The 26,355-nt window shown below is 57.9% G+C and carries 29 protein-coding genes and 1 pseudogene; 16 read left to right on the forward strand and 14 right to left on the reverse strand.

The annotated features are described in order from the left end of the window. Window positions 1–80: 80 nt before the first annotated feature. The 9 genes and pseudogenes from ACZZ0G_RS23525 (at window position 81) to ACZZ0G_RS23565 (ending at window position 6,835) form a co-directional block, all read left to right on the forward strand. Window positions 81–293, forward strand: a complete 213-nt coding sequence (locus ACZZ0G_RS23525) for a DUF4287 domain-containing protein (protein WP_463557716.1) — start codon at window positions 81–83, stop codon at window positions 291–293. A gap of 13 nt (window positions 294–306) precedes the next feature. Further along, on the forward strand, window positions 307–786 hold the full coding sequence (locus tag ACZZ0G_RS23530; RefSeq protein WP_463557717.1) for a GNAT family N-acetyltransferase: 480 nt from the start codon (window positions 307–309) through the stop codon (window positions 784–786). A 125-nt stretch (window positions 787–911) separates the two neighbouring features. After that, window positions 912–1,433, forward strand: a complete 522-nt coding sequence (locus tag ACZZ0G_RS23535) for a GNAT family N-acetyltransferase (protein WP_463557718.1) — start codon at window positions 912–914, stop codon at window positions 1,431–1,433. A 609-nt stretch (window positions 1,434–2,042) separates the two neighbouring features. Then, window positions 2,043–2,394 (forward strand): annotated as a pseudogene (locus tag ACZZ0G_RS23540) (DUF6124 family protein). A gap of 162 nt (window positions 2,395–2,556) precedes the next feature. After that, the gene (locus ACZZ0G_RS23545) at window positions 2,557–3,081 is read left to right on the forward strand and encodes a GIY-YIG nuclease family protein (RefSeq protein ID WP_463557719.1); all 525 of its coding nucleotides are present in this window, start codon (window positions 2,557–2,559) and stop codon (window positions 3,079–3,081) included. Window positions 3,082–3,473: 392 nt separating this feature from the next. Then, window positions 3,474–3,836, forward strand: a complete 363-nt coding sequence (locus ACZZ0G_RS23550) for a DUF6124 family protein (protein ID WP_016982978.1) — start codon at window positions 3,474–3,476, stop codon at window positions 3,834–3,836. Window positions 3,837–3,972: 136 nt separating this feature from the next. Beyond that, a complete protein-coding gene (locus tag ACZZ0G_RS23555; RefSeq protein ID WP_463557720.1) occupies window positions 3,973–5,514 on the forward strand; it encodes a T6SS phospholipase effector Tle1-like catalytic domain-containing protein in 1,542 nt (513 codons plus the stop codon). Beyond that, the gene (locus ACZZ0G_RS23560) at window positions 5,514–6,167 is read left to right on the forward strand and encodes a DUF2931 family protein (RefSeq protein ID WP_463557721.1); all 654 of its coding nucleotides are present in this window, start codon (window positions 5,514–5,516) and stop codon (window positions 6,165–6,167) included. The genes ACZZ0G_RS23555 and ACZZ0G_RS23560 overlap by 1 nt, the downstream gene beginning before the upstream one ends. Window positions 6,168–6,178: 11 nt before the next feature. Further along, window positions 6,179–6,835 carry a DUF2931 family protein gene (locus ACZZ0G_RS23565; RefSeq protein WP_463557722.1) on the forward strand — a complete coding sequence of 219 codons (657 nt, stop codon included), beginning with the start codon at window positions 6,179–6,181 and terminating at the stop codon, window positions 6,833–6,835. A gap of 177 nt (window positions 6,836–7,012) precedes the next feature. On the opposite strand, the gene ACZZ0G_RS23570 is transcribed toward ACZZ0G_RS23565, so the two are convergent. From ACZZ0G_RS23570 to ACZZ0G_RS23585, 4 genes are all read right to left on the reverse strand, one after another. Then, window positions 7,013–8,161 (reverse strand): SH3 domain-containing protein, encoded by a 1,149-nt coding sequence (locus tag ACZZ0G_RS23570; protein ID WP_463557723.1) that lies wholly within the window; start codon window positions 8,159–8,161, stop codon window positions 7,013–7,015. A gap of 347 nt (window positions 8,162–8,508) precedes the next feature. Beyond that, window positions 8,509–9,615 (reverse strand): DNA alkylation repair protein, encoded by a 1,107-nt coding sequence (locus ACZZ0G_RS23575; RefSeq protein ID WP_463557724.1) that lies wholly within the window; start codon window positions 9,613–9,615, stop codon window positions 8,509–8,511. Between the two features lie 2 nt (window positions 9,616–9,617). After that, on the reverse strand, window positions 9,618–10,223 hold the full coding sequence (locus tag ACZZ0G_RS23580) for a glutathione S-transferase (protein ID WP_463557725.1): 606 nt from the start codon (window positions 10,221–10,223) through the stop codon (window positions 9,618–9,620). A 61-nt stretch (window positions 10,224–10,284) separates the two neighbouring features. Further along, on the reverse strand, window positions 10,285–11,193 hold the full coding sequence (locus ACZZ0G_RS23585; RefSeq protein ID WP_463557726.1) for a MurR/RpiR family transcriptional regulator: 909 nt from the start codon (window positions 11,191–11,193) through the stop codon (window positions 10,285–10,287). A gap of 401 nt (window positions 11,194–11,594) precedes the next feature. Here ACZZ0G_RS23585 and ACZZ0G_RS23590 point away from each other — a divergent pair, with 401 nt between their 5' ends. The 3 genes from ACZZ0G_RS23590 to ACZZ0G_RS23600 all read left to right on the forward strand — a co-directional run bounded on the left by ACZZ0G_RS23590 (window position 11,595) and on the right by ACZZ0G_RS23600 (window position 14,138). Continuing rightward, window positions 11,595–11,999, forward strand: coding sequence for a TraR/DksA family transcriptional regulator (locus tag ACZZ0G_RS23590; RefSeq protein WP_003225981.1), 405 nt, complete (start codon window positions 11,595–11,597; stop codon window positions 11,997–11,999). A 697-nt stretch (window positions 12,000–12,696) separates the two neighbouring features. After that, on the forward strand, window positions 12,697–13,821 hold the full coding sequence (locus tag ACZZ0G_RS23595; RefSeq protein WP_463558881.1) for a methyl-accepting chemotaxis protein: 1,125 nt from the start codon (window positions 12,697–12,699) through the stop codon (window positions 13,819–13,821). 113 nt (window positions 13,822–13,934) lie between these two features. Further along, window positions 13,935–14,138 carry a hypothetical protein gene (locus tag ACZZ0G_RS23600; protein WP_122600076.1) on the forward strand — a complete coding sequence of 68 codons (204 nt, stop codon included), beginning with the start codon at window positions 13,935–13,937 and terminating at the stop codon, window positions 14,136–14,138. A gap of 7 nt (window positions 14,139–14,145) precedes the next feature. Here ACZZ0G_RS23600 and ACZZ0G_RS23605 read toward each other — a convergent pair whose 3' ends face one another. Next, the gene (locus ACZZ0G_RS23605) at window positions 14,146–14,382 is read right to left on the reverse strand and encodes a DUF2789 family protein (RefSeq protein ID WP_463557727.1); all 237 of its coding nucleotides are present in this window, start codon (window positions 14,380–14,382) and stop codon (window positions 14,146–14,148) included. A 48-nt stretch (window positions 14,383–14,430) separates the two neighbouring features. Then, window positions 14,431–14,625 carry a hypothetical protein gene (locus tag ACZZ0G_RS23610; protein WP_463558882.1) on the reverse strand — a complete coding sequence of 65 codons (195 nt, stop codon included), beginning with the start codon at window positions 14,623–14,625 and terminating at the stop codon, window positions 14,431–14,433. A gap of 477 nt (window positions 14,626–15,102) precedes the next feature. On the opposite strand from ACZZ0G_RS23610, the gene ACZZ0G_RS23615 reads away from it, so the two are divergent. The 3 genes from ACZZ0G_RS23615 to ACZZ0G_RS23625 all read left to right on the forward strand — a co-directional run bounded on the left by ACZZ0G_RS23615 (window position 15,103) and on the right by ACZZ0G_RS23625 (window position 16,890). Then, entirely contained in the window at window positions 15,103–15,552 is a 450-nt protein-coding gene (locus ACZZ0G_RS23615) for a hypothetical protein (protein ID WP_175554633.1), read from the forward strand. Continuing rightward, window positions 15,549–15,746, forward strand: a complete 198-nt coding sequence (locus ACZZ0G_RS23620) for a hypothetical protein (RefSeq protein ID WP_463557728.1) — start codon at window positions 15,549–15,551, stop codon at window positions 15,744–15,746. The genes ACZZ0G_RS23615 and ACZZ0G_RS23620 overlap by 4 nt, the downstream gene beginning before the upstream one ends. 127 nt (window positions 15,747–15,873) lie before the next feature. After that, entirely contained in the window at window positions 15,874–16,890 is a 1,017-nt protein-coding gene (locus ACZZ0G_RS23625; protein ID WP_463557729.1) for an ABC transporter substrate-binding protein, read from the forward strand. Window positions 16,891–16,986: 96 nt separating this feature from the next. Here the strand turns inward: ACZZ0G_RS23625 and ACZZ0G_RS23630 are convergent, their stop codons facing one another. Together ACZZ0G_RS23630 and ACZZ0G_RS23635 are read right to left on the reverse strand one after the other, a co-directional pair. Then, the gene (locus ACZZ0G_RS23630) at window positions 16,987–19,119 is read right to left on the reverse strand and encodes a TonB-dependent receptor (protein ID WP_463557730.1); all 2,133 of its coding nucleotides are present in this window, start codon (window positions 19,117–19,119) and stop codon (window positions 16,987–16,989) included. 92 nt (window positions 19,120–19,211) lie between these two features. Next, the gene (locus ACZZ0G_RS23635; protein WP_397481705.1) at window positions 19,212–19,601 is read right to left on the reverse strand and encodes a DUF2946 domain-containing protein; all 390 of its coding nucleotides are present in this window, start codon (window positions 19,599–19,601) and stop codon (window positions 19,212–19,214) included. Window positions 19,602–19,695: 94 nt separating this feature from the next. Here ACZZ0G_RS23635 and ACZZ0G_RS23640 point away from each other — a divergent pair, with 94 nt between their 5' ends. Next, the gene (locus ACZZ0G_RS23640) at window positions 19,696–20,136 is read left to right on the forward strand and encodes a DUF3995 domain-containing protein (RefSeq protein WP_463557731.1); all 441 of its coding nucleotides are present in this window, start codon (window positions 19,696–19,698) and stop codon (window positions 20,134–20,136) included. Window positions 20,137–20,225: 89 nt separating this feature from the next. Here the strand turns inward: ACZZ0G_RS23640 and ACZZ0G_RS23645 are convergent, their stop codons facing one another. The 6 genes from ACZZ0G_RS23645 to ACZZ0G_RS23670 are packed head-to-tail and all read right to left on the reverse strand — an operon-like array spanning window position 20,226 to window position 26,283. Beyond that, entirely contained in the window at window positions 20,226–20,588 is a 363-nt protein-coding gene (locus ACZZ0G_RS23645; RefSeq protein WP_127926814.1) for a Na+/H+ antiporter subunit G, read from the reverse strand. Continuing rightward, on the reverse strand, window positions 20,585–20,863 hold the full coding sequence (locus ACZZ0G_RS23650) for a K+/H+ antiporter subunit F (protein WP_007910754.1): 279 nt from the start codon (window positions 20,861–20,863) through the stop codon (window positions 20,585–20,587). The genes ACZZ0G_RS23645 and ACZZ0G_RS23650 overlap by 4 nt, the downstream gene beginning before the upstream one ends. Next, a complete protein-coding gene (locus tag ACZZ0G_RS23655) occupies window positions 20,860–21,348 on the reverse strand; it encodes a Na+/H+ antiporter subunit E (RefSeq protein WP_463557732.1) in 489 nt (162 codons plus the stop codon). The genes ACZZ0G_RS23650 and ACZZ0G_RS23655 overlap by 4 nt, the downstream gene beginning before the upstream one ends. Continuing rightward, a complete protein-coding gene (locus ACZZ0G_RS23660) occupies window positions 21,345–23,024 on the reverse strand; it encodes a monovalent cation/H+ antiporter subunit D (RefSeq protein WP_463557733.1) in 1,680 nt (559 codons plus the stop codon). Before ACZZ0G_RS23660 ends, ACZZ0G_RS23655 begins: the two co-directional genes overlap by 4 nt. After that, window positions 23,021–23,365: a Na+/H+ antiporter subunit C gene (locus ACZZ0G_RS23665; RefSeq protein WP_007910763.1), complete on the reverse strand. Its 345-nt coding sequence runs from the start codon at window positions 23,363–23,365 to the stop codon at window positions 23,021–23,023. Before ACZZ0G_RS23665 ends, ACZZ0G_RS23660 begins: the two co-directional genes overlap by 4 nt. Beyond that, window positions 23,365–26,283: a monovalent cation/H+ antiporter subunit A gene (locus ACZZ0G_RS23670; RefSeq protein ID WP_463557734.1), complete on the reverse strand. Its 2,919-nt coding sequence runs from the start codon at window positions 26,281–26,283 to the stop codon at window positions 23,365–23,367. The genes ACZZ0G_RS23665 and ACZZ0G_RS23670 overlap by 1 nt, the downstream gene beginning before the upstream one ends. Window positions 26,284–26,355 lie beyond the last annotated feature (72 nt).

Below are 26,355 nucleotides of genomic sequence, written 5' to 3' on the forward strand. Positions count from 1 at the left end.
TTCCCACAGATGCGCATGCCCTAAATGTGTGGCATGGTTCTCTCTTCAAGTGAATTGAGCTGCATTGAAGGAACTGAATCATGAGCGAAGACAACAAAGTAAAAGGCCCAACCTCCTACTTCCCCTCCATTGAAAAGAAGTACGGCCAGCCCATCGATCACTGGCTGAACCTGCTCGCCGGCATCAGCGACAAGAAACACATGGAACTGGTGGCGTGGCTCAAGGAGGAACACGGCATGGGCCACGGTCATGCCAACGCCTTGGTTGCGCATCATCTGGCGGGTAAAAAGTGAGGGCAGGGCAGCGATGAATTTCACCCACCGGCCAGTGACGGCCGACGACGTCAACACCCTCTGCAGCTTTCCCCAAGGCGAACAAGAGCTGTTCTTCATGTTCCCGAAAGCCAACTTCCCGCTGACGGAAGAACAGATGCACAGCGCAATCAGCCAGCGCTTCGACTCCACGGCTTTTCTGGCCAACGGCGAGTTCGTCGGCTTCGCCAACTTCTACCGCGCTGAGCACGATGGCATCTGCTGCATCGGCAACGTCATCGTCGCGCCCTACGCCCGCGGCCAGGGTGTGGCTCGATACATCGTCGAAACCATGACCGCGTTGGGTTTCAAAAAATACCAGGCCAAGGAAGTGCAACTCTCCTGCTTCAACGAAAACACCGCAGGCCTGCTGCTCTACCCGAAACTTGGCTTCGTGCCGTACTCCATCGAAGAACGCCCGGCGCCGGGTGGCAAACGTTCAGCGCTGATCAACATGACACGCCACCGACTCTAACCATCCCCCAATCCCTGGGAGCCCCGGGCCAAACAAAAAACCTGTGGGAGCGAGCCTTCTCGCGAAGACGCCAGCCCAACCGCCACACAACCCACTGACCCACCCAAAATCCCAAGGCTTCGACCATGTCAGACCCCACCCCACGCCTGATCTACAGACGCCCAAAACAAGCAGACCTACCCACCGTATTCGCGATCTTCAGCGACCCACAAACCAACCAGTTCAATCCCGCCGGCCCCATGACCGACATCGCCCAGGCTGAAGCCCTGCTAAATCGCTGGCTACAACACTGGACAACCCACGGCTACGGATGGTGGACAATCAGCAGCACCCAAACCCCCGAAAAAATCCTCGGATTCGCCGGCATCGCAGCTCATGACTACTTGGGCAAATCAGTTACCAACCTCGGCTACCGCTTCGCCGTCGAAGCGTGGGGCCACGGCTACGCAACAGAAGCCGCCCAAACCGCGCTGACCCACGCATTCCACCACCTCGGCTTACCCGAAGTCTTCGGACTGGTCAGACCCGATCACGCCACCTCAATCCGCGTTCTGGAAAAGATCGGCATGCAACGCTTCGGCGATCTCGACGACGTCCCAGGCAAAGCCCCCTGCCTCGTATTCCGCATCCAGCGACATGACGCCTAACCCGCATTACCCTATGAGAGCAAGCCTGCTCGCGATGACGCCAGCCCAACCACCCCAAATCCCAACCAACCACAATCCCCTGTAGGAGTGAGCCTGCTCGCGATAACGCCAGCCCGGCCACCACCAATCCCAACCTAGACACTTTCCCCTGTGGGAGCGAGCTTGCTCGCGAAAGCGTCAGCCCAAACAACACATCAATCACCGAATTGCCGGCTACCTTTTGCTGCCACTAACCTTGACCTTCCCCAGTTTCTAAACAGAAAAAACCACCACTGTTTAAACGAAGCCTCAAGTAACCACCAAAACCCTACAACGCCTTGCGCCGTTACCTACGACTAAGCCAGAATCCGCCGGCTTGTGCGTCTAGGTCGCGGGTTCTATCGTCTGTCGGTCGCTGAAAAACAGCGATCGGGTTTGGTAGCCCGGTGTTAGATGTACAGTTCCACCATCGCCGAAACTTCTTCGTTTCGAATTTATGGTGGTCATGTGCAGGGCGTCCTAGGGCGCGCCGGATCCTAACACCCGGTCTACCAACCTGCGCATGGCCGCCACCCTTCGTTTGGTAGCGAAAGGGTGAAGCCTCCTCTAAATGTGTTAGGAGCTTCATCAATGATCAAACCAACACCCAACCCACCAGAAACCGACCCCACGTCCCCCTACGAATCCCCCGACTCCAAACGATTCCACGAAGCCGCCGAACGCGCTCTCGACCACTACCTCAAACCCGCCAGCCAAATCATGGCCAGCACCCACCAACCCGAACGCATGTACCTCGCCAACCCCAAGTACAACAGCGAATCCCTGCTCGCCAACGCCAGCGAAACCCTCGGCTCCGCCAGCGAAATGCTCCTCAACTTCGCCGCCATGCTCGACACCTCACACCGCAAAACCGGCCCAAGTCGTGATGCTCGGCGAAATCGCCGTCAACCAAGCGCTGGATAACGTCGAAATCGCCAGCTAGGTGTGAACGATCTCTGTAGCGATTCCTCTGTTCTTCGCTACAGAGATCTATTGCCGCACATTGTTAAGGCGTCGCTTTAAATAGATATGTGTTACATCGCTTGTAATGGCCTGACTTGACGCGATAGCGTTGGTATCCATCTCTCGACCGAGCAGTTCTCCAATGGCGTTACACGAATGCATGCACACATTTGAAGAGTTAGCCAAAACGGTTCTGCCCAGCCATATGAGCAGAATGAAAAGCTCTCTTGAAACTCCGCGAGAGATGAAGGACTTTTCGGTGCCCGGTGTTGGCGTTAAATCGTTGCTGAAGCAGTTCAAACTGCCGCAAGATTTTTCGGGTTGCTACGTGCTGATCGACAACGGCGTGCCGATCTACGTTGGTATTTCAAGAAGCGTGATCAGTCGGCTTCGTCAGCACGTCTTCGGTAAAACACACTTCGACGCTAGCCTGGCATTTCGAATTGCGATGGCAAAACATCCAGATCAAACGATTTCCAAGCTGACGCGCGCGAAGGCAATGGATGATCCTCTATTCGGTACATCATTCGCAGAGGCTCAGTCCTATCTCAAGTCACTCCAGGTGGCAGCGATAGATATTGAGAATCCGCTTGTGCTTTACGTTTTCGAACCCTACTGCGCGCTGGATCTTGATACTCACCAGTGGAATTCGTTTGAGACCCATTGATTCGGAATTCTCTGCATCTCAACTGACCTGTTAAACAGACGATCTACATGTTTGTTTAATAGGTGTCTCTCGTTGCTGGCTACGCCCTACAACTCCTTGCGCCATCGCCTACGACTAAGCCAGAATCCGCCGGCTTGTGCGTCTGGCACTCCCTCCGTACCTTGATTCCCGTCACTGCTCATCAGTGATCGGGTCTGCAAGCCCGCCGGAAAAACCAGTCGCACAGCCAGCCAAAAGGAGACTCGTTCGTGTCCGCTCAATGGCAGCTTTGTGCGGGAGACCTTCGGGTCTGCCGGGTGCCTGGTTTCCCGGTCTTGCAGACCCGCGCATAGCTGCCACCCATCATCTGCAAGTGATGCTGGTAGCTCCTAATGAAAACCAGGAGTTTCACCATGATCAAACCAACACCCAATCCACCCGAAACCGACCCCACATCCCCCTACGAATCCCCCGACTCCAAGCGATTCCACGAAGCCGCCGAACGCGCCCTCGACCACTACCTCAAACCCGCCAGCCAAATCATGGCCAGCACCCAACAACCCGAACGCATGTACCTCGCCAACCCGAAGTACAACAGCGAATCCCTGCTCGCCAACGCCAGCGAAACCCTCGGCTCCGCCAGCGAGATGCTCCTCAACTTCGCCGCCATGCTCGACACCCCGCACCGCAAAACCGCACTGGGCATCGCCCAAGTCGTGATGCTCGGCGAAATCGCCGTCAACCAGGCGCTGGATAACGTCGAAATCGCCAGCTAACCCCCATCCCGACGAGGGGAAACCCTCGTCGAACCCCGCAGTCACACCCTGGCTGGCACACGGCCACGGCTTGCGCCCCCCAGCCTCGGCTGTCACCCTTCGGGCCGTTCTCAAGGATCAGAACCAGGAATCACGGATGAGTGGCTACGTACCCAACCCCCCGAAAAATTATCGTTACGAAGAAGCCAAACCCGTCGATATTCACGCCCAGCGTTGGGCGGAATATGAGAAGCACGGGAAAGAACCTGCGCGCGAACCTGAGAAAATCGGGATCGCGTTGAGGATTGGGGTTTTCTTTGATGGCACTGGGAATAATGCGAACAACACGGCGGCTGGATTGCTGTGTGGGGCGCAGCATCCGATTGCGCCGGAAGATATTCCCGCTAGCTGTCAGCCCTATATGAGGGATCCGGATAGCAGCTACGCCAACGATATCAGCAACGTGAAAAAGCTGAGCGAACTGTATGAGGCACCGCGACTCGCTGAGGGAGAGGGACCACGAAAGAAAGCTTTCGGTATGGTCTACGTCGAAGGCATAGGTACCCGTTCAGGTGAAGAAGACAGTAAATTCGGCGCCGGTACAGGACGTGGCGAAACCGGTGTTGCCGGGCGCGTCCAATCTTCTTTCACTTTGATCGAACAGCGTATCACTGAGATATTGGATAAAAATCCCGATAGTGAAATTGCTTCGTTGACCTTCGACACGTTTGGCTTCAGTCGCGGTGCGGCAGCCGCCAGACATTTCGCCAATGAGATCGTGCGTGGCAAACAAGGTCCTTTAAGCGAGATTCTTCGTAGCAAATCAGATGTCCTCAGTCCGACCTTAGTCGATCAATACAACGGCGACATCAATGTGGGCTTCATTGGTTTGTTCGACACTGTGCCGTCGATTGCTGGATGGTCCAATTTGGGCAATATCAAAAGTGCAGTCGCAACAGGGATCAAACTCTACCTCGACCGACGTTACTTCACCGACGTTGTGCAGTTGGCGGCGCGGGATGAGTGCCGGGCTAACTTCGCTCTCAATCGAGTAGCGATGGATCATCCGGAAATTGTCTTGCCGGGTGTGCATTCCGATGTGGGTGGAGGTTACCTTGAGGACGCTGAAGAATGTGTGCTCATTAGCCCAATGCAAACGCTAGAAGTCGGCAACTACGTGGATGTCACCACCACATCGATCTACCAGGATGCGGTGAATGTGAGAAATCAGTGGTTAGCCAACGGCTGGCCTTCCGAAATGCTGGAAGTCGTTACACCACCTCCTTTACTGATGCCGATCAGTCCTCAGGATCGACTGAGTCCTCGAGTCAAACGAGTCTACGCCGCCGTTCAACTCAAGCGTCCGGTGAGTGGGTTACTGTCGAGAGTGAGCCTGCGCGTGATGCATCAACTCGCCAAAGCCAAAGGCGTTCGCTTCGAAGACATTCCCGAGACGCCAGACTTCGCCGTTCCTGAAGAACTTCAGCCCATGTGCGATCGTTTTGTCTCCGGCGACTACAGCACCACGCCAGAGGAGGAGCAAATCCTCAAACTCAAGTACATTCACACATCCGCCAACTGGAACCATCCGCTTGGCAGGAGAGATGGAAGTGGTATCAGAGCTGTTTACATCAACGCCCCCACGGAAGATGCAATCCGAGTAAAGCACCCACACGTACCTGACTGGACGCTTTGGTAATGAAGTTATTTACAGCACTGCTGTGCATGCTGTTTGTGGTCGGTTGTAAAGCCGATCCGCTTTCAGCAAAAAACGACCCTAAATCCCCATGGTGGGAACTCGGTTTTACTGAACCCAACTACATGAAAGTCTGGGTTGAAGACACTGCAGTGGAAGACATAAAGGGCAAGACGTTTCTGCGCACGGGTGGCGGTTCAGCATCGGGCGGGTACCCAGAGGATGGTACTGAGTCGGCCCGAGGATGGGACGGAGTGGGCGCGTCCGCAAAAGCGGTGGTTGGCGCCGATCTCCCAAAACGAATTTTCGTTCGCTGGCAGTCCATCGTAGAGCCTCAGACCTATCGTGCATGGGTGGACATACCCGAAGAAGCCAGACAATTGATGCTGACCTCGGTCAATCAGCGCTGTGCGAAAACCCCAGAGCAGCGGAGCACCTATATTTCATCGGTCTATTTGGGGTTGGCGCCTGGAGGGGTTGTGCAGGTTTGGGTCAGAGACGAGTGCCACCATCCGGTGAAAGTCGCGAGAGCTCAGGCGGAGATCGAACCGCTAGGACCTAGTCAAGGCAAAAACCAAGGGCGCTACGCTTATCCCGTCAGCGAAAAGTCCAAGCGGTATATCGAGAAATTTGGCATCCCTTACGGGAGTTGGTAACCCATCCGCCAATGAAGCAAATCATATTAATGTTGAGTGTTTTACTGGTGGCTGGATGCCAAGCTACCGACCCACTTTCAGCCGAGAACGATCCGCGATCCGATTGGTGGGGACTAGCCTTCACTGAACCGGCTTACATGAAGGTTTGGGTAGAAGACAGCACAGTTCGGGGTATCAAAAACAGGACGTTTTTCAAGGCAGGCGGGAGAACCGCTGCCGGAGGTGAACCAGAAGATGGCACAGAGTCTGCCCGAGGTTGGGGTACTGTCAGTGGTTCCGGTATGCCGGTAATCGGTGCCGACCTGCCCAAACTCATCTTCGTCCGTTGGCAGTCCATATCAGAGCAGAAAACCTACAAGGGTTTCATTGAAATCCCAGAATCAGCCAGGCAATTGATGGTGGACTCAACGCACCAACGTTGCCCGGAAACTCCTGAAAGAGCTGCACGATATATGGCCTCTCTGTACATTGGGCTAGCCCCAGGAGGTGTATTACAAGCGTGGGTCAGAGACTCATGCCACCGCCCGGTCCAAGTCGCTCATGCCCAAGGCGAAAGTGAACCGCTAGGCCCCGGGCAGGGGAAGCATGGTGGACGCTATGCCTATCCAGTGAGTGAAAAGGCCAAGCGGTATATCGACAAGTACGGTATCCCGTGTGGGAGTTGGTAGTCGCGATTGAATAGTTGGGTGCTTTGTTAATGAGAATACTCTTAGAGCTGTTTGGCCTACACGGTCCCGCCTTCACCCTACATTTCATTAAAATGGGTTTGATAAACGCCAGTTCCCATCAAGGGTAGTTGGGATCGTTTCAGCAGAATTGGAGTTTGGGGCGTGACAGCCGCTGTATCAATCGACGAGTCGCCTCACATATTTTCGAGAAATCCATCCATCTACACCCTCTTGCCCTAAAACTGATACATGCAACCAAGTGCGATCATCGCTCCCGAGCTCTTCCAGTAATGCGCCATCGGATAAGAATATCGGTAAGACCTCCGCTTTCATACTCGGTCCGTTTCGCAAGCGTACGGATTCTCCTTTAACAAATCTATACTGTTTTAATAGCTCTGCAGGGAATTCGCAAGCTGCGCTTCGTATTGCCTTTCCAATTTGATTGCTGGTCATTCCAGGTGCTAGTTTTGGCTGCCAAAAACAAAGCTCTTCACGTACGCCGTTTTGCAATGCAATGTAAGCGAGTATCGTGGGGATTAACCATTTTAACCATGTTACGCACCAGCTTACGGCGGTGCTCAAGTTCGCGGTGCTCTCTGAATCAACAGCATTTGATAATTCAGTTTCTATTTCTGCGGCGGCAGAAGTTATATCTTTTTTGGTAATGCCTCCGCCAGTTGCTACTGCTAACTGCGTAACGAGCGAAGTAAGTGAATTTGTGATATTACGGCTGGTTGCAAGATCTTTTGCAGCGGCGTCTATTGCTTCAACCAGTTCCTGAGATGGGGCCGTATTCCATTCGAAGTACTGCGACTCAGGCATTGAGTTAATTGCTGCCAAAGACGCGCCTAACGAAACCATCGCCGGGAACGATTTCAATAATGACTTGATGGTTTTTAAGTCTAATGCGGGCTGTATAAGAGCGGAGCGCATGGCTTCGATATCCAAGCGCGGCCCCATGACAGAGGCACGCATGGCTTCGACGTCTAAGGGAGGGCTCATGAGAGCGGAGCGCATGGCTCCGATATCCAAGCGCGGCCCCATCACAGAGGCACGCATGGCTTCGACGTCTAAGGGAGGGCTCATGAGAGCGGAGCGCATGGCTTCGATATCCAAGCGAGGTCCTAAAACAGCGGCACGCATGGCTTCGACGTCCAAGGGAGGGCTCCTGAGCGCGGAGCGCATGGCTTCGATATCCAAGCGAGGTCCTAAGGCAGCGGCACGCATGGTTTCGATGTCCAAGGGCGGGCTCATGAGGGCGGAGCGCATGGCTTCTATATCCAAGCGAGGTCCTAAGACAGCGGCACGCATGGCTTCGATGTCCAAGGGCGGGCTCATGAGGGCAGAGCGCATGGCTTCTATATCCAAGCGAGGTCCTAAGACAGCGGCACGCATGGCTTCGATGTCCAAGGGCGGGTTCATGAGAGCGGAGCGCATGGCTTCAAAGTCCAGCGATGTTTTTTTTACTGGCCTAACCTTGCTAGATGGTTTCCCGTTGACTTTAGAAGGTTTGACATTCCGATCATCCATACACTCACTTCTCCACTTTATTCTTAAGTGCTCAGTTGCCGAGAGAACATGTTTCGAGCTTCTACCGTTTTCCAGAGCAAGTGTTGGCTCTTCATCTGGATATTAGCCATTTTGTGCCGATATTCACTAGTTACCTCTGGGCCTTAACCGGCAACGATACTGAAAGTGGCACGTGCAATCTGCTTACCATTTACTAATACCTGCATCGCATGCTTACCGGGGTAGTGCTTCCGCGTTGTAAAATCCTTAATCACCTGCCGCCTTCCCACAACCACACTCCCAAACCCCACCAAATCCAACGTCTTCAACTTAAAAACCTTCCCCGAAACCCCACCATTCGCCTTCACATAGTCAATCGCATAATCAATTACCAACCGCTGCTCATGCGCCACCGTGGACTTCACCACAAACGACAACGTAATCGCTTCCCCCAACCTCACCACCGCCGGCTCAACCCGCACATCCAACAATTCAACCTCAGCCTTCGCCCCGGCACCAATCACCGTCAGCGCCCGCAAATCCCCCTGCTTGATCAAACTCCGCAACGCATGCTTCGCAATCCACGCCGTGTGCTTGTTCTCCAGCGACCAACCTTCAATCGTGTCCAATACCCACTCCGGATGCACCTTCGTCACATCATTCAAATGATTCGCCACGGACTTGCGCACGTACAAACTCTCATCCGCCTTCAACCGATCCAGTATCCCGGCCGCCAACTGCGGATCCGCCTGCACCGCGTCCAACCGAAACGACCAGGGCAGGCGAGGGCGGCTGCCTTCGCTGGCGAGTCGGCGGACGTGGTGGTTTTCGTCTCGGGTCCAGTCGTGCATCCGTTCCAGCGAGCGCTCCAGGTCGCTGTGCAGAAAGTGGCGGATGGCGAATTCGGAGGAGCCGAAGGTGGTGAAGTACTTCAGGGCGTCCATGGAGGTGTCGAACACATGTCCGCCATAGCTGGCGATGTAATGCGGCAAGCACATGCTGACAAATCCGCTGTTCAGCCTTGGCGCGAGTTCACGCAATACATCGAGGGAATCTTCGTAGTCCAGCGGCAACACGGCGTGCAGGCTCTCGCTGACGCGGGCCATGCGTTGCATCACTGATAATTCGGCGAGTCCGTCCTGGGCGTGCTTGAGAAACGCCTTGGCCTTGAACGCTGGGTACACGGCGCTCATTTCGCGGGCGATGTGCTGCAAGCGCTCGGCGTTGAAGATTTCCTTTAATGCCGGGGCGGCGGTGTCGGTGGTGCTCATGGTCAGGTCATCGGGGTGCTGAGGAACGCTTCGAGGGTTTCGGCGTAGGCGGTGTATTGGGCGATGTGGGGGTAGCGGCGGGTGTCGATCTGGTCGGGGACGACGAGGTCGGTGAAGCTCCAGGCGACGGCGAGGCTGATGCCGGCTTGGGTGAGGGTGCCGTCGGTGGGCAGGCCGGTTTTTTCCAGTTCTTGCTCTAGGGTGGTGAACGCGGCGGCGAGTTGGCCTTCGACGCGTTCGACCCACGGCTGGTATTGAATGTCGGCCGGGCGCAGGTTGCGTTCGTAATAAAGCTGCACGGCTTTTTCGCAGGCGGCGAGGCTGAGGCCGATCAGGCGCAGGGCTTGGGCGCGTTGTTTCAGGTCGGTTGGCAGCAGGCTTTTGCCGGAACTGGCTTCGAGGTAGTCGAGGATGAGGGTCGAGTCCATCAGGACCACGCCGTCATCGAGGATCAGCGTGGGGGCTTTGACCACCGGGTTGATCTGCTGGAATTGCTCGAAGTGGCGGAACACCGAGACTGACTCGTGTTCGAGGTCGATGCCAAGGCGTTTGGCGGAGATCGCCACGCGACGCACGTAAGGGGAGTCCAGCATGCCGATCAGTTTCATGACGCGTTCCTTCAAGTCAAACCGGTGGGAAGGCATAACCTAGCCGACGTTGAGGCAATTGTCAGTCGTCGAAGCCGGGTTGTTCGTGAATCTCATCGACATTCAGTTCCAGCCGATACGCCACCGCGACAAACAGCGCCTGACACAAACACAGCGTCGCACTCAGCGAACGAAAGGCGAGGGCGCTGCCTTCGTTGACGAGCAATACGCTGTTGGCGAGTTTGGCCAGTGGCGAGAGGTGGCTGTCGGTGAGGATCAGGGTGTTGGCCTGTTGCTGGCGGGCGAAGCGCAGGCAGTGTTGGGTTTCCTTGGCGTAGGGCACGAAGCTGATGGCGATGACCAGATCGTTCGCGCGCACGCTGCGCATCTGTTCCCGATAACTACCGCCAAGCCCGGAAACCAGGTGAATTTTTTTCTGAGTGTGTTGCAAGTTGTAAACGAGGTAATCGGCGACGGCGAAGGAGCGGCGCACGCCGACGACATAGATGTTGTCGGCGTTGACGATCAGGTCGACGGCTTTTTCGAACGCGGCGTCGTCGAGTTCACGGCCCAGGCGTTCGATGCCGGAGCGGGTGGCGTCGATGCATTCGCGGGCGAGGTCGCCGGCGCTGGCTGGCTGCGACTGGTTGGCGATCATGCTGCGGATGCGTTGCTGGTAGTTTTGCACCGGCGAGGCTTTGTGGGTGTAGGCGCTGCGGAACAGCGCCTGCATTTCGCTGAAGCCGCTGAAACCGAAGCGTTGCGAGAAGCGCACGATGGCGGACGGGTGTACTTCGCACTCGCGGGCGATGTCGCTGATGCGGTCGACCATGATGCGGTCGCTCTGTTGGCTGATGTAGCTGGCGATGCGTTTGAGCTGGCGCGGCAGGGCATCGTATTCGTCGGTGATCAGTCGTAGCAGGCGCTCGGCATTGATCGGGGGGCTGGCGAGTGAAACCTCGTCGGGGGCCGGCAGATCGGGGCGGGGCATAGATTTTCCTTCAGGCTGTTTGATCACACGGTGGGCCTGATAGTAGGGGGGCTTTTGCGGGTCTGCTTTGCTGAAACGATGCAGTGCGTGGTAAAAAATTGCGTCTGGGCGCTGCGTGGTTAGCCGTTTGTCTTCTATATACAGCCGCTCGACTGAATTTCTTGCTATAAACGCACTCCGATGGCCGTGTGAACCCTGTGTCAGAGCAGTTTCCGAACGTTGTCGGACAAATTCCCTGTATTTACAGTTGCTGAGGCCTCATTCGGGCCTTAGACTGCCGCCCCTCGTAAATTGAGTGCCGGGTGGCATTTGCAATAAACGATGCCTTTTCGCCGACCGCACGCGGTTCGCCGAAACGCTCCCTACTTCGCCTTAATGCACGTTTTTTTATAGAGATATCAATGACAAAGGACAAGTTGCTGGCCATGCCGGCAGATGACTACATGAATGCCGAGCAGCACGCTTTCTTCACTGAGCTGTTGCAGAACATGAAAGTCGAAACCCACGAGCGCATTGAGCAAAATCGTATCGCCATCGAAAGCCTGGACACCCCGGCTGACCCGGCGGACGCGGCTTCGGTTGAAGAAGAGCGCACTTGGCTGGTAAACGCGATCGATCGCGACCAGCGCATGCTGCCGCAACTGGAACAAGCCCTTGAGCGCATCAAGGAAGACAGCTTTGGCTGGTGCGATGACAGCGGCGAGGCCATTGGCCTGAAACGTCTGCTGATCAGCCCGACCACCAAGTACTGCATCGAAGCTCAAGAGCGTCACGAGCAGATCGACAAGCACCAGCGTCAGGCCTGATTTTTCCGGCGCTGTGATCGCGGGCAAGTCCGCCCCACAAGGTTCAACACCGAACCTGTGGGAGCCGGGCTTGCCCGCGAAGCTTTTTATCGTCCGCAATATTTCCGCGCGATTCCATTGACCTGCCACAGACCCCACGACTAACGGACCATGGATAATGGCGTTGTAGTGGCGTTTAATGCAGTCACAACAATGAGAACAAGCGTGGGGTGTTGATATGACGAGAGATGGATCTCTGGTTGGGGCTTTGCCTGCACCAGTGCTTTTGCCGAAAAACCGCTGGATCGCTCCGACCCTGCAAAGCATCGCCCTGATGCTGTTGCTGGCCGGCATGAGCCTGGCCGAATGGTCGCTGTACATTGGCATGCCGCTGGCGGTGCTGATTGTCTGGCTGCCACGCCTGCGCTCCCGCGCCATCCCCGAATCCCAGCCTGCCGACAGCGGCAGCGCAATGTCCGAACTGACCCGCGACCTTTCCTACACCACCAGCCACAACGCGTTGTCGGCGGCGGGCGTGGCGTTTTCGGTCAAGGAGCTGGCGAGCAAACTCGAATCGCAACTTGATGCGGCGGCGCAGATTGTCAGCAATGCCGAAGTGATGATCGCCACCGAACATGCGACTTCGCAGCTTAGCCGTACGGCGCTGGAAGCAGCGAGTCAGGCGCATCACAGCAGCGCGGCGGGGCGCACGGAACTGATGGATTCGATCGCGCGCATGCATCAACTCAGTCAGCGCGCCAATGCCAGCCGTGAATTGATCGAAGCCTTGAGCCTGCGCAGCGACGACATTCAGCGCGTGACGCTGGTGATTCAGTCGATTGCCAGCCAGACCAATCTGCTCGCATTGAACGCGGCGATCGAAGCGGCGCGGGCCGGTGAGCATGGTCGCGGTTTTGCCGTGGTGGCGGATGAGGTTCGTGGATTGGCGGCGCGCACGGCCTCGGCAACCGGTGAAGTCGGTGAGATGGTCGCCGACATTCAACAACGCACGGCGCAGGTGGTGGAGCAGATTCGCGAGTTGTCGAGTGATCTGCAGATCGGTGTCGAACAGGTCGAGCACACCGGCCAGCATCTGGAGAACATCGCGCGACTGGCAGCGGGGGTGGAAAGTCAGGTCGGTGAAATCGCTCAGGGCGCGGAAACCAATCGCGAACAACTCGACAGCCTGTTCAAGGCCATCGAGCAGATGCGCAGCGACCTGGCGATCAGCGATCAACAGACCCGTCGCCTCGCTGCAGCCGCCGTGCAAATGGAAGGGCAGGCGGAAACCATCAGCGAGCGTCTGGCCGAAGTCGGTCTGGATGACTATCACCAGCGCATCTACGATCTGGCCCGCGAAGGCGCGAGTCAGATTGCTGCGCGGTTCGAGGCGGATGTCGAGCAGGGCCGGATCAGCCTCGAGGATCTATTCGACCGCCAGTATCAGCCGATCCCGAATACCCAGCCGGCGAAGTTTCAAACCCGTTTCGACCGTTACACCGATCAGGTGCTGCCGGCGATTCAGGAACCGTTGTTGCCGCGTCACGAGGGGCTGGTATTCGCCATTGCCTGTACGCAGCAGGGTTATGTGCCGACGCACAATCAGCTGTTCAGTCAGCCGTTGACGGGCGATGCGCAGGTCGACGCGGTGAACAATCGCACCAAACGCAAGTTTGCCGACCGCACCGGTATTCGCTGCGGCAGCCATCAGCAACCAGTGTTGTTGCAGACCTACACCCGCGACACCGGTGAATTGATGCATGACCTGTCGGTGCCGATCATGATCAAGGGCCGGCACTGGGGTGGATTGCGTCTGGGCTATAAGCCGGAAAAACCGCGCTGAGCGATTGTTGCTCTCGGTGCAATAAATCTGTGCACGGAGCTTGCTGTTTCCGCTCAAAAGAAACCATTAATCTGACCGCTTAGTTAGGTTGCTAATGATTTCGGGAGGGCTGCATGCAGTGCAGAGTTGATGTCGCGGTGATGATCGGCAGTGGCGTGCCTGCCGGTTTGCGCGCAATGGGTCGAAGTGTGTGCTGGGTGGTGTTGCTCAATGGCGAGCGTCGCGGCACCGCGTTTGCCAGCCGCGACGAGGCCGAGGAGTGCAAGGCTGCGTGGCTCGCGCAGTTGCACGCCGAGCCGAGTGATAGCCTGCACTGATCCAGAATTACTTACCGCGGTGAAGGCGCACATTCAGTTCGTCGACCATCACCGCTTCTTCGCCATCGGCCCTTAGCCATTCCTTGAGCAATTGCGCTTGTTGCGGTGTCCAGAAGTCAGCGTCGATCAGTTTGGTCTCGGGGGCCAGTGGATGCGCCTCGATGAAGTCGTCGATTGCGTTACCTTCTGAAGGTAGCCCCAGTTGATCGAACAGGGTTTTCAGATCGTATGCTGGCAGTTCCATCGTGTACTCCTTCGGTGGGCGCCGGTACGGCGCGGTTGATCGCTCTCTTTATCTGAGGCAACCACTCGCCAGGAGTTCGATCTTTGACTCAAGTGAGCGGGCGAGGGCGCAGGCTTCGTTGTGATCTTCGCGGAAACCTCTTACACGTCCGGTCGATATTTCCTTTATATGGAAAAAAGAGTTGCCGGCGGGCACCACCTGGAAGCGTGGACAATGGTCGTTGAAAGTGCTGGCATGCAGCATGAGCGGCGATTTGATTCGTGCTTCAGCTGGCATGGCAAAATGGGTCAGAGTGCACATATGAAGTCCTTTTCATCAGTCGACCGGGATTTTACGGCCGTTGCGGGTAGTCGTAATGAGCATCGCTGCTCTAGAATCGCCAGTACCTGTTGACGACAGGGCTTATCTAAAGCAATTTTTCGCCAGCGATATGTCGGAAAAGTGCTTTTTTACGTGAGAATTTTCCCTAAAGTTCGTAGTCAGACTGCTCTCGCCGCTATTGAGGATTTTTCCTTCAATCTTTGGCGACATTGGGATGAGTTTCGCGGGTGACAATCCAGTAGTCTTACCAGCCTCGCGTTGAACGAGCACTCTGCTCGATTCGGGCTTTATTGATTTAATTGGCAGTGACATCGGCCTGGCCGTTTTTTGCCGTGCGCGTTTTCCGTGTGCGGTTTTTTCAGATGTGGGGATGTTTCTTTGGCAGTCAGTAATCTCGATATGCATGCTTTGTTCGTGTTGGGTGATTTGCGTGCAAAGCTGGTGAAGCTGTTCCAGTCGCGTTTTGTTTACATCACCGAGCAGAACGCCGAAGGCATTTACGTGGCCGAGATCGACACCGAAAGCGCCTTGGTGGTCGATGACAAACCGGGGTTGAAGCTCAAGGTCGGCGATCATTTCAGTGCATCGGTCTTGCCCAGCCGTGAGGGCGGCAAGATGGATATCCGCTTTCGCGAAATCAAACTCACGGTCTATGGACTGGGCGATTACGCTTTCGTCGATACCGCTGACGGGCACGCGATCCTGTTCAAGGAAGGCCATAGCGTGGTGACGGTATTCGCCGCCCATCAGCAATTGCAGGAAGGCCTGACCAAGACCCTCAAAGCCGTTACCGCCAAAGCCGCCAAGTGGCGCAAGGGCGAACTGGTGACGTTCAAGGCCAGCGAGTGAGCCGCGCGGCTTTCCATGCGCAGAACCTCGACACTGCACGCGAGGAGGCCCGGCGTTTGTTCGCCGCCAAGGCCGAACTGCAAGGCGCTTGGCTGAATTGGCTGGCTGCACAGATCTATCAGTTGCGTCCCGCGGAATACGCCAGCATGGTCAGACGTGAGCTGCAAAGCTTGCAGGAAAAGTCTGATTCATAACCTCGTCCGGGGCATGGCCCGGAAAAAGCAGGAACCTCGGCTACAGTCAGTTGACTGAGTATTCAGAGGCTTGCGGTCTTCTGTCAGGCCAACCTGCCATTGCTGTGAACAGCACGAGGTGCAATGCATGAACGGATTTCGACGGTTATTGGCCGCCAGCGTGGCCACGTTCGGTTTGCTGACATCAGCACAATCGGTGACGGCGGCCCAGGCGCCAATCCATTTTGCCGACCTGAACTGGGAAAGCGGCAGCCTGATTACCGATGTGCTGCGGATCATCGTCGAGAAGGGCTACGGTTTACCGACCGACACCTTGCCTGGCACCACCATCACGCTGGAGACCGCACTGGCCAACAATGATATTCAAGTCATTGGTGAAGAATGGGCCGGGCGCAGTCCGGTGTGGGTCAAGGCTGAGGCGGAAGGCAAAGTGGTCAGCCTCGGTGACACGGTCAAAGGCGCTACCGAGGGCTGGTGGGTGCCGGAGTACGTGATCAAGGGCGACGCGGCCAAAGGCATCAAACCGCTGGCGCCGGATCTGCGCAGTGTCAGTGATCTGAAGAAGTACAAGGATGTGTTCAAGGACCCGGAAACCCCGGGCAAGGGGCGCTTCCTCAACAGCCCGATCGGCTGGACGTCAGAGGTGGTCAACAAGCAGAAGTTGACGGCTTATGGCTTGCAGGACGATTACACCAATTTCCGCAGTGGCTCCGGTGCTGCGCTGGACGCTGAGATCAGCTCTTCGATTCGTCGCGGTAAGCCGGTGCTGTTTTACTACTGGTCGCCGACGCCGTTGCTCGGCAAGTTCAAACTGGTGCAGCTTGAGGAGCCGCCGTTTGATGCAGAGGCTTGGAAGACGCTGACAGACGCTGATAATCCCAATCCGAAACCGACTCGTTCGCTGGCGTCGAAGCTGTCGATTGGTGTGTCTACGCCGTTCCAGAAGCAGTATCCGCAGATTGCCGAGTTCTTCAGCAAAGTGGATTTTCCGATCGAGCCTTTGAACAAGGCGCTGGCAGACATGAGCGAGAAGCACACCGCGCCGCGTGAGGCAGCGGTGGCGTTCATGAAGGCGCACCCGGATGTGTGGCAGGCCTGGTTGCCGAAGGATGTGGCGGATAAGGTTTCGGCTGATCTGAAATAGAGGCTGTAGCTCCGGCCCCTTCGCGAGCAAGCTCGCCCACATTGGTTTTGTGAACGACACATATCCGTTGTGGGAGCGAGCTTGCTCGCGAAGCTTTTAGAACTTGGTAGCCACCGCCAATTCAAAGGTGCGCGGTGTTCCCAGATAATACGCCGGCGAAACATGCGCAAACTCGGCATACACCTCATTGGTCAGGTTACGCACACGCCCGGTCACGGTGGTATGCGAATCAACCTTGTAGCTGAGGAAGCTGCCGAACAATTTGTACGACGGCACGGTCATGGTGTTCGCCGTGTCTGCATACACCGATGCCACATATCGCGCATCAACCCCACCTTGCCATTGCGGCGAAAAGTCATACGTCAGCCACAGATTGCCGACCCGATCCGGCACGTTGGTCGGCGTGTTGCCCTTGCGCGATACCACCACGCCGGCGGCATTCTTTTCGGTGAAATCATCGTACTGCGCATCGACCCAGGCGAAGTTACCTTCGGCCAATAACTTGTCGGTGATCCGCAACGAGCTGGCAATCTCTACACCTTTCGACGTCTGCTGACCGACCGGAATACTGCCGGCCGGATCCAGCGGATCAGTGACGGCGAAGTCCTTTCGCTCGATGGTATAAGCGGCAATCGTCGCCGAGCCGCGCCCGTTCAGATAATCAAATTTGCTGCCTATCTCCCACTGCTTGCCAGTCGAGACATCAAAGTTTTGCGTGCCATTCGGTTGCTCGGCGGCGGTGCTGTATTGCACGTAGACGTTGGCCGACGGAATGAACTGGTAGGTCAGGCCGGCGCGGCCGGTGACTGGCTCCCAGCTACGCTTGAGGTGCTTGGGGTTGGCGGCGGTCACCGTGCGGTGATTGGTGACGTCGAGGTCGATATCGTCGTAGCGCAGACCGGTGAGCAGCGACAGTTTGTCGGTCAATGCCAAACGGTTTTCCACGAACAATGCCTTGGTGGTGACCTCGTTGGTCTTGTCGCTGATCAGTTTGGGGTTGGTATCGGGGATATCGTAGAAATGCCCTGGCCGATAGTTGTTCGGGTCCACCGTGCTCGCACCTTTGATGTTCAGCGGCGAGTTGGTGGTCTGGTTGACCTTGTACTCGAAGCCCCCCGACCACGTCGTATCGAGACCGAAAAGCGTGTTGTCGTGGCGCAGTTCGAACTGGTTGCCGTTCTGTTCGCCTTGATGGCGAACCTGATAGGCGGTGGAGCGATTTACCGCCGTGTTGTCGGCGTTGTACTGGTAGGTTTCGAGGTTGCGGTAATCGCGCTGGCTGTCGAGGTGATACAGCGTGTTGCGCAGGGTGGTGCTGTCGTTGATGCGGTAGTCGATGATCGAGCGAACCCAGATCGTCCGCTGTTCGTAGCGACCGTCCTCGACGTTGTAGTTGTTGAAGCGATTGTGTTTATCGATCTTCAGCTCACCGGCCTTGGGGTTGAGCACGGGCGTGCCCCAATACGGACTGTCTTCGTGCTCGTCTTGATATTCCAGAGCCAGGGTGTGCGACAGGTCAGGCGTGAGGTCGCTGAGCAGCGAGAACGCCACGCTCCAGGCATCGCGCTCCTGACGGTCGATGTAGCCGTTGCTGGTGTTGTGGCTGACGTCGAGTCGCGCGTAATGCTGGACGTCGGCGCTCGGGTCGGTCAGCGCATGGTTGAGTCCGAAGGCGGTTTCGGTGGTGTCGTAGGTGCCGTAGCTGACCCGGCCTTCAACAGCTTGTTCATCGCGGGTGGCCAATTTGGTCACGTAGTTCAGCGAGCCGCCGACGGAGCCTGCGCCATTGATCAGCGATGATGGGCCGCCGACCAATTCCACACGGTCATAGATCCACGAATCGACGGGCCGCGCGAGTCCGCCGGAAACGTTGATGCCGTTGAACATCTGGGTGATCTGGCTGCTGGTGAAACCGCGATAGGAAACGAATCCGCCGAAGCCCGGCGGCGCGCTGGCGTTGACTCCGGGCAGGGTGTTGGCGGCGTCCTGGAAGTTCTGTGCGCCGTGGCGCTCGATGTCGTTGCGATTGGCGATGGCCACAGAGGCGGGTGTGTCGCGCACGCTCAAGCCGAGGCGTGAGGCCATGCCGCTGGATTGGTCGAGGCTCAGGCCGGGTTCTGCGCCGGACTCGCCATCGATGGTGATCGGCGCCAGATCCACGGTGGATTGCGCCCAGACGTTAACGGACAGGCAGCCGCACAGGCTCGCCAGTAGAGTGAGTTGTTTCATCATTGAATCCTGAATGCATGTCTAGGAGTCAGCGCACAGGCGAACGCCGCGCGTTGGCGCAGTGGGCTGACAAATCAAAAAGGCAAAGACACTCAGACGAGCGGTGGGGCGCGAGGGTTGGCCGAAGGCCAGGTGAAGCGGGCAGGGAGGTCAGCGCTGACGATGGGCGCCAGTGGTGGGCTGTGTTGTTCGGGCAGGATCGCCAGCGTGAGGCTGGAGTTGAATGCTGGGCCCATGCCGCCGCCAACTGAGCACAGCGGGCAGCCAAATGCCTTGGACAGGGTCGGCAGTTGTTCTTCGGTGGGGTTACTGGCGAGCGGCGCTTGAGTGGCCGGGTCGACTGTACAGAACTGGCCGCCGATACCGTTGAGCTGCATGCCGACCATTTGTCCGTGACCGATGCTGCAGGCGAACACGTTGAACAGGACGCAGCAATAGAGCATCCAGGCCAGCAGTGAGCGATCGGAACGGGAGAATTTCATGGGGCGGCACTTTACCGTACCGCTGATCGGTCGTGCACTTGAAAAAAATCCGACTAGGATGATTTGTTCAAATCCCTTTCCAAGGATTTCAACCATGACCTTTGTGTTGGCTCAATGGCTGGTGACAACGTTTGCAGTGATCGCCTTGATGCACGTGTATTGGGCGCTGGGTGGGCAGTGGGCGGCAGCAGTGGTGGTGCCGCAGGTGCCGGTGCGCGGATTTGTCGCAACGGTGCGACCGGCGTTCAAGCCGTCGGGTTGGCTCACGTTGATCGTGGCGGTGGCGTTGCTGGTGATTGCGGCGTTGGTGTGTATGCGGGTGGGCTGGGGCATGCCGGCGGTGACGCACAAGGCGCTGCAATGGCTGATCAGCGCGATTGCGCTGTTGATGTTTGCCCGGGCGATTGGTGATTCGAATCTGGTCGGGTTCTTCAAGGAGGTGAAGGACTCGCGGTTTGCGCGGCTGGATACCTGGGTGTATTCGCCTTTGTGTGCGGTGTTGGGGGCGGGGTTGCTGGCGGTGGCTTGGGTTTAAACTGATCTGAAATTTGTGATGACCTGGCTGGCCCCTTCGCGAGCAAGCTTGCTCGCGAAGGGGCCAGTCCAGACACCGAAAGCTCTGGACTAACTACCGCTTTCGGTCCGGCGGCTACTGACCTCGGCCGGCACATCATCACCAGCCATGCGCTTGCGGAACAACGCCGCCCGCGCCAGCAACAAGGTCGTCACTGGCACGGTGATCGCGAGCAAAATCGGAATCAGCCAGGCATGCACCACCGGCCCCGACTTCAGCGCCGAAAAGCAGATGATCGACGCCAGCGCCACACACCATGCACCCAGCGTCGAAGCCAGTGCCGGCGGGTGCATGCGCTGGAAGTAATCCTTCATGCGCAATAACCCGATCGCGCCGATCAACGCAAACAGACCGCTGAGCACCAGCAGGATCGCCACCGGAATCTCGATCCACAGAGACAATTCAGCATTCATTCGATCACCTCGCCACGCAGCAGGAATTTCGCCAGGGCAAACGAGCCGACGAAGCCGAACAGCGCAATCAGCAGCGCCGCTTCGAAGTAAGTGTCACTGGAATAGCGAATGCCCAGGGTCAGCATCATCAGCATGGCGACGATGTACAGATAGTCCAGCGCCAGTACCCGATCCTGCGCCGACGGCCCTTTGAACAGGCGCACCAAGGTCAGCACCATGGCCAGCGAGAACAGGAACAGCGTCAGCAGGATCGCGTTCGACAGTAATGGGCTCATTCGAAAATCTCCATCAACGGCCGCTCGTAGGTGCTCTTGAAGTGCTCGATGAACTGCGCTTCGTCATCCAGATCCCAGACGTGCAGCAACAATATGCTGCGATCCAGCGCCAGTTCCGACCAGACTGTGCCGGGCACCACTGTGCAAATCATCGCCAGGGTCGCGAGGCCGTGGGCATCGCGCAGGTCCAGCGGCACTTTGACAAAGCCTGAACGCGGAGGACGACGACCGGCGTTGAGCACGCCCCACGCAACGATCAGGTTGGACATCACCACGTCACGACCGACGAGGAAGAACAGGCGCAGGATCGTCCCGGGACGGCGAATGCGCACTTGTTTCGGGCGCAGCTTGCGCATCATCAACGGTGCAGCAAAACCCAGTATCGCGCCGAGCAGCAGATTGCCCGGGCTGATCGACAGGTTCAGGGTCAGCCACAGGACGCACAATGCCAACGACAACAGCGGTGCAGGAAACACGCGCTTCATGGCTGCACCTCCAGCATGGCCGATTTGGCTTCCGGGCTCGGAACAGCGCGGGTGCCGAGCACCGCCATGACATATTGTTGCGGGTTGTTCAGCGCATCGGCGGTGGCTTGGGTGTAGCGCAGCAGTGGTTCAGCCTTGAAGGTCAGGACGATGCTCAGCCCGAGCAACAGGAAGATCGGCGCGCATTCGAGTTTGCGCAGCAGCGGCGAAGGGCGCTCTTCGGGCGTCCAGAAACGCTGGATGCCGAGACGCGAGAACGCCATCAGCGACGCCAGCCCGGTGAGGATCAGCAGCGCCAGCAGCGCCCATGCAGCATTGGATATCGGCGCACCGGTGCCCAAGCCCAGCGGATTGAGCAATGCACCGATCAGGCTGAGTTTGCCGATAAAACCGGACAGTGGCGGCATGCCGATGATCAGCAGCGCGCAAGCAATGAAGCTCAGGCCGAGAAACGCCATGGTCCACGGGATGACCTGACCGACCACGGCTTTCTGTTCGTCATCGAGGTTGATGCCTTTGGGCGGTTGCAGGGATTCCTGCGGACGCGGCAGCAGTTCGCTTTCGTCCTCCAGCGGGATCTCGTTGGCCGAGCGCGAGCGCTCGATCAGCTCGGCCAACAGGAACAGCGCGCTCAATGCCAGCGTCGAGCTGACCAGATAGAACAGCGCCGCGCCGATCAGGTTCGGTTGGGCGAAACCGACCGCGGACAGCAGAATTCCCGCCGAGACCAGAATGCTCAGGCTGGCCATACGCTCCAGGCGTTGCGCGGCCAGAATCGCCAACCCGGCGCAGACCATGGTCGCCATGCCGCCATAGATCAGCCAGTCGCCACCGAAGAACGCCGAGGCTCCGGCCTGCCCGGAAAACAGCAACGTCCACAGGCGCAGCAACGTGTACACGCCGACCTTGGTCATGATCGCGAACATCGCCGCGACCGGCGCACTGGCCGACGAATAGGCCGGTACCAGCCAGAAGTTCAGCGGCCACATACCGGCCTTGGCCAGGAAGGCGACTGCGAGAATCCCCGCGCCGGCGTGCAGCAAACCACGGTCAGCTTCCGGCACCAGCGGAATCTTCAGCGCCAGATCGGCCATGTTCAGTGTGCCGGTGACGCCGTAGATCAGTGCCGCGCCAATCAGGAACAGAGAGGAGGCGAGCAGGTTGATCGAGATGTAATGCAGCCCCGACGAAACCCGAGCCCGACCCGAGCCATGCAACAGTAAGCCATAAGACGCGGCGAGCAGCACTTCGAAGAACACGAACAGGTTGAACAGGTCTGCGGTCAGGAACGCGCCATACAGGCCCATCAACTGAATCTGGAACAGCGCGTGGAAGCTTGAACCGGCGCCGTCCCAACGAGCCATCGCGAAGAGCAGGGCGCTGACGCCGATGATCCCGGTCAGCACCAGCATCAGCGCCGACAGGCGATCGACCACCAACACAATGCCAAACGGCGCCTGCCAGTTGCCCGGCAGATACACACCGATGGAGCCGGGCACGCCGGTGGTTTGCGTCCATTGCAGCAACAGCACCGAAATGAACAGGCCGACGAGGCTGGAAAACAGGTTGATTTTCGCTTTCAACGGTCGGTGCCGCTCGCCGAGCATCAGCATGATGGCGGCGGTCAGCAGCGGCAGCAGGATCGGTGCGGCAATCAGGTGAGTCATTGCCATCATTCTTTAGGCTCCCGGCCGTCGACGTGGTCGGTGCCGGTCAGGCCGCGCGAGGCGAGCAACACGACGAGGAATAGCGCAGTCATGGCGAAGCTGATGACGATAGCGGTCAGTACCAGTGCCTGTGGCAGCGGGTCGGTGTAGTGCAGCAAGTCTTGGGTGACGCCGTCCTTGATCACCGGCTCTTTGCCGATGAACAGGCTGCCCATGCTGAAGATGAACAGGTTGACGCCATACGACAGCAGACACAGGCCCATGACCACCTGGAACGTCCGTGGGCGCAGGATCAGCCAGACGCCGGACGCGGCGAGCACGCCGATGGCGATTGCGATGACTTCTTCCATCAGACGGCTCCCTTGCTGGCGACGGACTTGGGCAGCGATGCGGTCTTGTGACCCCGCACCGATTGGTGGGCGAGGGCGGTGAGGATCAACAGCGTCGAACCGACCACGACGCCATACACGCCGATATCGAAGAACAATGCGCTGGCGATATGGATGTCACCCAGCACCGGCAAGTTGAAATGCCAGGTGTGCGTGGTCAGGAACGGATAACCGACGACCATCGCCCCCAGTCCGGTGGCAGTGGCGAACAGCAGTCCGGTGCCCATCCAGCGCAATGGTCGCAGGCTCATTTGCGCTTCGACCCACTGCGTACCGGCGACCATGTATTGCAGGATGAACGCCACCGACATCACCAGACCGGCGACGAAACCGCCGCCCGGTTGGTTGTGCCCACGCATGAACAAGTAGAACGACACCACCAGCGCAATCGGCAGCAGCAGACGCACCAGCACTGCGGGCACCATCATGAAACCGAGCGCGGTGTCGCTGGCCGAACGCGGGTTGACCAGATCGGTAACCACGTCCGGTGCCAGCAAGCGTTGCTGAGCGGGCAGTTGCAGGCTTTCTTTCGGCGGGCGGAAGCGACGTAACAGCGCGAACACGGTCAGCGCCACGGCGACCAGCACGGTGATTTCACCGAGGGTGTCGAAGCCACGGAAATCCACCAGCATCACGTTGACCACGTTGCTGCCACCGCCCTCAGGCATGGCGCGGCTGAGGTAGAACGAGGAAATGTCGTTCGGCGTCTGCCGTGTCAGCATCGCGTAGGACAGCAGCGCCATGCCAGCGCCGACGGCAATCGACAGCAGCAAGTCGCGCAGGCGGCGAATGCGCGCCTTGCGCAGGCTGCTTGGCAGTGGCGAGACTTCTTCGATACGGCGTGGCAGCCAGCGCAGGCCGAGCAGGATCAGCACGGTGGTGACCACTTCGACCGCCAGTTGCGTCAGGGCCAGGTCGGGCGCGGAGAACCAGACAAAGGTTACGCAGGTCATCAAGCCGCAGACGCTGACCATGGTCAGGGCGGCGAGACGGTGATACTTGGCCTGCCACGCGGCGCCGAGGGCGCAGGTGATAGCCAGCAACCACAGGGTCACAAAAACGATCGAGCCGGGAATCTTCGGCCGGTCGCCCCAGCTCAGGCTGCTGTGCAGCATCGGGATCAGACCGGCGAGCACCGCCGCCAATACCATCAGGAACAATTGCATCTGCAGACGCTTGGTGCCGAGGCGCCGCTCAACGCGCCGGGCCATGCGCATCATTACCACGAGGCTGCGCTCGAACAGGCGCTTGCCGTTGAAACGCCCCACCAGCGGCGGATATTTGAAGCGCCCGCGCTTGAGCTGATTGCGCAGCAACAGATAGACGATGATGCCGCCGGACATGGCGATCAGGCTCATGATCATCGGTGCGTTCAGACCGTGCCAGATCGCCAGGCTGTATTCCGGCAGTTCGCCGCCGACGACAGGCAATGCCGCTGCCGCGAGCAATGGACCGACGATCTGCGCCGGGAAAATCCCCACCAGCAAGCAAGTGAACACCAGCAACTCGACCGGCGCACGCATCCAGCGCGGAGGTTCGTGCGGAGTGTGTGGCAAGTCGGTGGCCGGCGGGCCGAAGAACACATCGACGGTGAAGCGCAGTGAGTAGGCAACGCTGAAGGTACCGGCGATGGTCGCAACAATCGGCAGCGCCGCTTCGACCCACGCCGTGGCGTTGATGAACACGGTTTCGGCGAAGAACATTTCTTTCGACAGGAAGCCGTTCAGCAGTGGCACACCCGCCATCGACGCGCTGGCAACCATGGCCAGTGTCGCGGTGAACGGAATCAGTTTGATCAGGCCGCTGAGTTTGCGGATATCGCGAGTGCCACTTTCGTGGTCGATGATGCCCGCGGCCATGAAAAGCGAAGCTTTGAACGTGGCGTGGTTGAGGATGTGGAACACCGCAGCCACGGCAGCCAGCGGACTGTTCAGGCCCAGCAGCAGGGTAATCAGGCCGAGGTGGCTGATGGTCGAATAAGCGAGCAGACCTTTGAGGTCATTCTGGAACATTGCGCAATAGGCGCCGAGCAACAGCGTACACGCGCCGGCCCCACTGACGATGTAGAACCACTCTTCGCTGCCGGACAGCGACGGCCACAGACGCGCAAGCAGGAAAACCCCGGCCTTGACCATGGTCGCCGAGTGCAGATAGGCCGAAACCGGTGTCGGCGCCGCCATTGCGTGCGGCAGCCAGAAGTGGAATGGAAACTGTGCGCTTTTGCTGAGTGCGCCAATAAGAATGAGGGGTAAAAGAATCGGGTAGAGGGCGTGTGCACGAATCATGTCGCCGGCGGCCAGGACCTTGTCGAGGTCATAGCTGCCCACGACATGGCCGAGAATCATGACCCCCGCCAGCAGGCATAACCCCCCGGCCCCGGTGACCATCAACGCCATATAGGCGCCGCGACGGGCGTCGGCGCGGTGGTGCCAGTAGCCGATCAGCAAGAACGAAAAGAGACTGGTGAGCTCCCAGAAAAACACGATCTGAATCAGGTTGCCAGAGATCACCAGACCGAGCATGGCGCCCATGAACGCCAGGAAAAACGCGAAGAAACGCGGCACCGGATCATCCGGCGACATGTAATAACGCGCGTAGAGAGAAACCAGCGTGCCGATGCCCAGCACCAGCATCGAGAACAGCCAGGCGAAGCCGTCCATGCGCAAAACGAAGTTCAGACCGAGGCTCGGCAGCCACATGAACTCTTCGCGGATCACGCCACCGTGGGCAATTTGCGGGTACAACATCGCGACCTGGACGGTGCCGATCAAAGCGACCAGACCTGCCAACAGGGATTCGGTATTACGCGCGTTGTGTGGCAGCACCGCTGCCAGACAGCTGCCAATGAATGGCAGAAGCAGTAGAACTATCAGGGACATAGGCTTCTAATCTGCGGAAGTTTGTGAAGCATCATACGTGCCAGCTCCCCGATCACCAAACGCCAGGATGTC

Source organism: Pseudomonas sp. AC169 (genome assembly GCF_979258515.1).